Below are 6678 nucleotides of genomic sequence, written 5' to 3' on the forward strand. Positions count from 1 at the left end.
ACTGCCAGAAGCAGACCCACTCAGCAGATCATGAGGCGCACATCCGCGCCGACCTGTTACACCCGCAACGCGTTACCTCGCGCTGGGTGGGAAAGGCCCGCAACACTTGGGACGATCCCAATACTTGCTCAGTCAGTGCTGACGTAGTCGGCGACCACCGTCGCTCATGCTCTGCCGAGAAGTAAACCTATTAAGACCCGTCCCTTTCTTGTGGGTCGGTATTCTGGCGTTTTAGAGGTGAACAACGTGGAGCTTTTATCTGGCGGTGAGATGCTCGTCCGCTTTTTGCGTGACGAAGGCGTCAAATATATCTACGGGTACCCCGGTGGTGCTCTTCTTCATGTCTATGATGCCCTGTTCAAAGAACCGGAAGTGACCCACATCCTGGTTCGTCACGAGCAGGCGGCCACCCATATGGCTGACGGCTATGCCCGTGCCACCGGCAAGGCCGGCGTGGTACTGGTGACTTCCGGTCCAGGCGCCACGAACGCCATCACCGGTATCGCTACCGCGTACATGGACTCCATCCCGATGGTGATCATTTCCGGCCAGGTGCCCAGCACCATGGTGGGGACCGATGCATTCCAGGAAACCGACATGATCGGTATCTCCCGGCCGATCGTGAAGCACAGCTTCATGATCAAGCACGCATCGGAAATCCCGGAAGTCATGAAGAAGGCCTTCTACCTGGCTGAATCCGGTCGTCCTGGCCCGGTTGTGGTCGATGTCCCGAAAGACATGACCAACCCGGCCGAGAAGTTCGAATACATCTTCCCGAAAAAAGCCAAGCTGCGTTCCTACAGCCCGGCCGTACGCGGCCACTCCGGACAAATCCGCAAGGCAGCCGAAATGCTCCTGGCGGCCAAGCGCCCGGTGCTGTACTCCGGTGGTGGCGTGATCCTCGGCGGTGGCTCCGCGCCGCTGACCGAACTGGCAAAAATGCTCAACCTGCCGGTCACCAATACGCTGATGGGCCTGGGCGCGTTCCCTGGCACCGACCGTCAGTTCATCGGTATGCTTGGCATGCACGGCAGCTACACCGCCAACCTGGCGATGCACCACGCCGATGTCATCCTGGCGGTTGGCGCACGTTTCGACGACCGCGTTATCAATGGGCCGGCGAAATTCTGCCCGAACGCCAAGATCATCCACATCGACATCGATCCGGCGTCCATCTCCAAGACCATCAAGGCAGACGTGCCGATTGTCGGTCCTGTAGAGAGCGTGCTGACCGAAATGGTCGCCATCCTCAAGGAAATCGGCGAGGTTCCAAACAAGGAGTCCGTGGCCAGTTGGTGGAAGCAGGTCGATGAATGGCGCGGTGATCGTGGCCTGTTCCCTTATGACAAGGGTGATGGCAGTGTGATCAAGCCGCAGACCGTGATCGAAACCCTGTGCGAAGTGACCAAGGGCGATGCCTTTGTGACCTCCGACGTGGGCCAGCACCAGATGTTCGCTGCGCAGTACTACAAGTTCGACAAGCCCAATCGCTGGATCAACTCCGGCGGCCTGGGCACCATGGGCTTCGGTTTCCCGGCGGCCATGGGCATCAAGTTGAGCTTTCCAGAGGCTGATGTCGCCTGCGTCACCGGCGAGGGCAGCATCCAGATGAACATCCAGGAACTGTCCACCTGCCTGCAATACGGTTTGCCGGTGAAGATCGTGATCCTGAACAACGGCGTGTTGGGGATGGTTCGCCAGTGGCAGGACATGAGCTACGGCAGCCGTCACTCGCACTCGTACATGGAATCGTTGCCTGATTTCGTCAAGCTGGCAGAGGCCTACGGTCACGTTGGCGTGCGCATCACCGAATCGAAGGATTTGAAGTCGAAGATGGAGGAAGCGTTCGCCATGAAGGATCGCCTGGTGGTGATCGATATTGCGGTCGACACCAGCGAGCACGTCTACCCGATGCAGATCAAAGACGGCTCCATGCGCGATATGTGGCTGAGCAAGACGGAGCGTACCTAATCATGCGACACATTATTTCCTTGCTTCTGGAAAACGAACCGGGTGCGCTGTCTCGTGTTGTAGGCCTGTTCTCGCAGCGCAACTACAACATTGAAAGCCTGACCGTGGCGCCAACCGAAGACCCGACCCTGTCGCGTCTGACGCTGACCACCGTGGGGCACGATGAAATCATCGAGCAGATCACCAAGAACCTGAATAAGCTGATCGAGGTGGTCAAGCTGGTGGACCTGTCGGAAAGCGCTCATATCGAGCGTGAACTGATGCTGGTCAAGGTCAAGGCCACCGGCGCCCAGCGCGCCGAGATCAAGCGTACTACCGATATTTATCGTGGGCAGATCGTCGATGTCAGCGCCAGCGTCTATACCGTTCAGTTGACCGGTACCAGCGACAAGCTCGACAGCTTCATTCAATCGATCGGCACTGCCTCGATTCTGGAAACCGTACGCAGTGGCGTCACCGGGATTGCCCGTGGCGACAAAGTACTGAGCATCTAAACCAAATTAGCGAATGGCCTGAACGGCCGGATATAGGGGAAATTCATGAAAGTTTTCTACGATAAAGACTGCGACCTGTCGATCATCCAGGGCAAGAAAGTCGCCATCATCGGCTACGGTTCCCAAGGTCACGCCCAGGCGTGCAACCTGAAAGATTCCGGCGTTGACGTGACTGTCGGCCTGCGCAAAGGCTCGGCCACCGTTGCCAAGGCAGAAGCCCATGGCCTGAAAGTGGCTGACGTGGCTTCCGCCGTTGCCGCTGCCGACCTGGTCATGATCCTGACGCCGGACGAGTTCCAGGGCGCCCTGTATCGCGACGAAATCGAACCGAACATCAAGAAAGGCGCGACCCTGGCCTTCTCCCACGGTTTCTCGATCCATTACAACCAGGTCGTGCCGCGTGCCGACCTCGACGTGATCATGATCGCGCCGAAGGCTCCGGGCCACACCGTGCGTTCCGAGTTCGTGAAAGGCGGCGGTATCCCTGACCTGATCGCGATCTACCAGGACGCTTCGGGCAATGCCAAGAACGTGGCTCTGTCCTACGCCGCTGGCGTGGGTGGCGGTCGTACCGGCATCATCGAAACCACGTTCAAGGACGAGACCGAAACCGACCTGTTCGGCGAGCAAGCCGTTCTGTGTGGCGGTACCGTCGAACTGGTCAAGGCCGGTTTCGAAACCCTGGTCGAAGCGGGCTACGCGCCAGAAATGGCTTACTTCGAGTGCCTGCACGAACTGAAGCTGATCGTTGACCTCATGTACGAAGGCGGTATCGCCAACATGAACTACTCGATCTCCAACAACGCCGAGTACGGCGAGTACGTGACCGGTCCGGAAGTGATCAACGCCGAATCCCGTCAGGCCATGCGCAACGCCCTGAAACGTATCCAGGACGGTGAATACGCCAAGATGTTCATCAGCGAAGGCGCCACCGGCTATCCTTCGATGACCGCCAAGCGTCGCAACAACGCTGCGCACGGTATCGAAATCATCGGCGAGCAACTGCGTTCGATGATGCCGTGGATCAGCGCCAACAAGATCGTCGACAAAGCCAAGAACTAAGTCGCGAACTTGAGTCGAAAAACGCGGCCTTGGCCGCGTTTTTTCGTTTGGGCGGTGGCTTCTGGTATAAAGCTGCATCGTTTGCGGCCGAACCGTCGTCCCAGACATCTGTCGAATTTTTTCACACCGTTGCAAGGTATTGTCCATGAGCGAACGTCCCGACGAGCCAAACCAGGCTCCTGACGCCGAAAGCCTGCTACCCATCGATGAACACGTCGAAGAAGGCCATGACGCTGAAGGCCGTAAGGTCCGGCATCGTGGCATCTATCTATTGCCGAACCTGTTCACCACCGCGAACCTGTTCGCCGGTTTCTATTCCATCATCAACTCCATGAGTGCCCAGGCTGCCTTGAGCGCCGGGGATGGCGCAGGGGCGAGCCGTTACTTCGCGTTCGCCGCCATTGCGATCTTCGTCGCCATGGTGCTCGATGGTCTGGACGGGCGCGTGGCCCGCATGACCAATACCCAGAGTGCGTTTGGCGCTGAGTATGATTCACTGTCCGACATGGTCGCCTTTGGCGTGGCTCCCGCCTTGCTGGCGTTCGGCTGGGCGCTGGGAGACATGGGCAAGGTCGGCTGGATGGTTGCCTTTATCTATGTGGCGGGGGCGGCGTTGCGCCTGGCGCGTTTCAACACCCAGGTTGGCAAGGCTGACAAACGTTACTTCATCGGCCTGGCCAGTCCGGCCGCGGCGGGTGTCGTGGCAGGTGTCGTCTGGGCATTCAGCGACTACGGCATCCAGGGGTCGAAAATGTCGTTCCTGGTGGCGTTGCTGGTTGCGGCGGCCGGGATGTTGATGGTCAGCAACATCAAATACAACAGCTTCAAGGAGCTCGACCTGAAGGGGCGTGTGCCGTTCGTGGCGATTCTGGCGGTGGTGCTGGTGTTCGCAGTGGTGTTCAGTGATCCACCGCGTATCCTGTTGTTGGTTTTCCTGGGCTATGCCGCTTCCGGACCGGTGCAATACTTGTTGCGTCTTCGCCGACGCTAAACGTTGCCTTAATGTAATTTCCCCCATACTCCGCAGTCTATTGGTGCACCTGCCCTCCAATACTGCGGAGTTGTCATGCTGATCAAGATCCCCAAGTCGTCCGACTGCCGTGAATCGGACGTCACGCCCGAATCCCTCTATCTATCCCGTCGGCAAATGCTCGGTGCGTCCCTGGCTGGTCTCGCCGTCAGCAGTTTGCCTCAATGGGCCAGTGCTGCCGATGCGGCGCGTTATGTCGATGTCGAGCCCGGCAAGGCGCCGTCCTGGTTTGCCGAGAAACTGCCCTCGGTCCAATGGGGCGTGGTCACGGTCAAGAATGAACCCATCACGCCGTTCAAGGACGCAACCCATTACAACAACTTCTATGAGTTCGGAACTGACAAGGGAGACCCGGCAGCCAATGCTGGATCGTTGAAGACCGAGCCCTGGAGCGTGGTCGTGGACGGGGAGGTGGGCAAGCCGGGACGCTACGGGTTGGAAGACTTCATGAAGCCTTATCAACTGGAAGAGCGCATCTATCGATTGCGCTGTGTCGAGGCTTGGTCGATGGTCATTCCGTGGATTGGCTTCCCCATCTCTGCCTTGCTCAAGCAGGTCGAACCGACCTCCAAGGCCAAGTACATCCGTTTCGAAACCCTGCAGGATCCTAAGGTCATGCCGGGGCAGCGTTCAGGTTTCGCCTTGATCGACTGGCCGTATGTCGAAGGCTTGCGATTGGATGAGGCCATGAACCCGTTGGCCATTCTGGCGGTGGGAATGTACGGGCGGGAGTTGCCGAACCAGAACGGCGCGCCGCTGCGGTTGGTGGTCCCATGGAAATACGGTTTCAAAAGTGTGAAGTCCATCGTGCGTATCAGTCTGGTGAGTGAGCAGCCAAAGACGACTTGGCAGAGCATTGCGTCTGACGAATACGGTTTCTATGCCAACGTCAATCCGACGGTCGATCACCCGCGGTGGACCCAGGCGCATGAGCGTCGTTTACCGAGCGGGCTATTCAGTCCCAATGTCCGCGATACGTTAATGTTCAACGGCTATCAGGATGAAGTCGCTTCTTTATATGCAGGGATGGACCTGAGGAAGGACTACTGATGCGTTTTCCAGTCTGGCGAGTCGGCGTCTTCATCGCGGCGGCGATCTGGCCCTTGTTCTGGCTTTACGAGGCCTTGATGAGCTCGCTGGGTCCTGACCCGGGCAAGGTGCTGGTGGATCGGCTCGGGTTGGGCACGTTGATCCTGTTGTTGATCACCTTGAGCATGACGCCGCTGCAAAAGCTGACGGGATGGGCGGGGTGGATTGCGGTCAGGCGGCAGTTGGGGTTGTGGTGCTTTGCTTATGTGGTGCTGCATTTGAGTGGGTATGCGGCGTTCATATTGGGTTTCGACTGGTCGCAGTTGGGCGTCGAGTTGAGCAAGCGGCCTTACATTATCGTCGGGGCACTTGGGTTTCTCGGCCTGCTGGCGTTGGCGGTCACATCCAATCGCTACAGTCAGCGGCGGCTTGGCATGCGTTGGAAGAAATTGCATCGCCTGGTTTATCTGATCCTGGGGCTTGGGTTGCTGCATATGCTGTGGATCGTACGTGCAGATCTGAAGGAGTGGGCGATATACGCGTTTATAGGGGCTGTACTGTTGATGCTAAGAGTCCCGCCGGTTATGCGCCGGATCCCGCGTTTGCGGGGTAGGAAAGTCTCTTCTGCAACAAAAGCGTAATTAAGGGTTGACGGCAGATTCTGGAAGTCTATAATTCGCCCCACTTCCGGCGCAGTAGAAACGGAAAACTCCTTGAAATTCAGTGAGTTAAGTAGGTTTCGAAGGTGCAGGGCTTCAGTTTATCGAAGCCCGGAAGGAGCAGGTGGAGCGGTGTTGTTTGGCTCTATCGGCGGTTCGATCTTCTCGGTCGAAAGCGGTGAAAAAGAGGTGTTGACAGCAGCGAGTAACGCTGTAGAATTCGCCTCCCGCTAACGAGAGATCGAAAGCGCAAGTGGTTGAAGTTGAAAAGGAAACTTTAAAACTTCTGAAAATAACCGCTTGACAGATACACGGGGCGCTGTAGAATGCGCGCCTCGGTTGAGACGAAAGACTCAGCCAGCCGCTCTTTAACAACTGAATCAAGCAATTCGTGTGGGTGCTTGTGGAGTCAGACTGCTAGTCAACAGATTAT

At 57.5% G+C, this 6678-nt stretch carries 6 protein-coding genes; all 6 read left to right on the forward strand.

From position 1 onward, the window contains the following. Positions 1-246: 246 nt before the first annotated feature. The 6 genes from BLO97_RS23695 to msrQ all read left to right on the forward strand — a co-directional run bounded on the left by BLO97_RS23695 (position 247) and on the right by msrQ (position 6227). Entirely contained in the window at positions 247-1971 is a 1725-nt protein-coding gene (locus BLO97_RS23695) for an acetolactate synthase 3 large subunit (protein ID WP_003205612.1), read from the forward strand. A 2-nt stretch (positions 1972-1973) separates the two neighbouring features. Next, positions 1974-2465: an acetolactate synthase small subunit gene (gene ilvN, locus BLO97_RS23700; RefSeq protein ID WP_003205610.1), complete on the forward strand. Its 492-nt coding sequence runs from the start codon at positions 1974-1976 to the stop codon at positions 2463-2465. A gap of 45 nt (positions 2466-2510) precedes the next feature. Continuing rightward, positions 2511-3527, forward strand: coding sequence for a ketol-acid reductoisomerase (ilvC, locus tag BLO97_RS23705; protein WP_024779611.1), 1017 nt, complete (start codon positions 2511-2513; stop codon positions 3525-3527). Between the two features lie 145 nt (positions 3528-3672). Beyond that, positions 3673-4518, forward strand: a complete 846-nt coding sequence (gene pssA, locus BLO97_RS23710; RefSeq protein ID WP_063324359.1) for a CDP-diacylglycerol--serine O-phosphatidyltransferase — start codon at positions 3673-3675, stop codon at positions 4516-4518. A 75-nt stretch (positions 4519-4593) separates the two neighbouring features. After that, a complete protein-coding gene (gene msrP / locus BLO97_RS23715; protein WP_092348447.1) occupies positions 4594-5607 on the forward strand; it encodes a protein-methionine-sulfoxide reductase catalytic subunit MsrP in 1014 nt (337 codons plus the stop codon). After that, a complete protein-coding gene (gene msrQ, locus BLO97_RS23720; RefSeq protein WP_092348450.1) occupies positions 5607-6227 on the forward strand; it encodes a protein-methionine-sulfoxide reductase heme-binding subunit MsrQ in 621 nt (206 codons plus the stop codon). The genes msrP and msrQ overlap by 1 nt, the downstream gene beginning before the upstream one ends. Positions 6228-6678: the final 451 nt, after the last annotated feature.

Source organism: Pseudomonas sp. NFACC05-1 (genome assembly GCF_900100135.1).
GTDB classification, from domain to species: Bacteria; Pseudomonadota; Gammaproteobacteria; order Pseudomonadales; family Pseudomonadaceae; genus Aquipseudomonas; species Aquipseudomonas fluorescens_Q.

Excerpts from the sequence above, each read along its gene's own strand:
- msrP (WP_092348447.1), top strand. The coding sequence starts at position 4,594 with ATGCTGATCAAGATCCCCAAGTCGTCCGACTGCCGTGAATCGGACGTC.
- ilvC (WP_024779611.1), top strand. The coding sequence starts at position 2,511 with ATGAAAGTTTTCTACGATAAAGACTGCGACCTGTCGATCATCCAGGGC.
- ilvN (WP_003205610.1), top strand. The coding sequence starts at position 1,974 with ATGCGACACATTATTTCCTTGCTTCTGGAAAACGAACCGGGTGCGCTG.
- msrQ (WP_092348450.1), top strand. The coding sequence starts at position 5,607 with ATGCGTTTTCCAGTCTGGCGAGTCGGCGTCTTCATCGCGGCGGCGATC.
- pssA (WP_063324359.1), top strand. The coding sequence starts at position 3,673 with ATGAGCGAACGTCCCGACGAGCCAAACCAGGCTCCTGACGCCGAAAGC.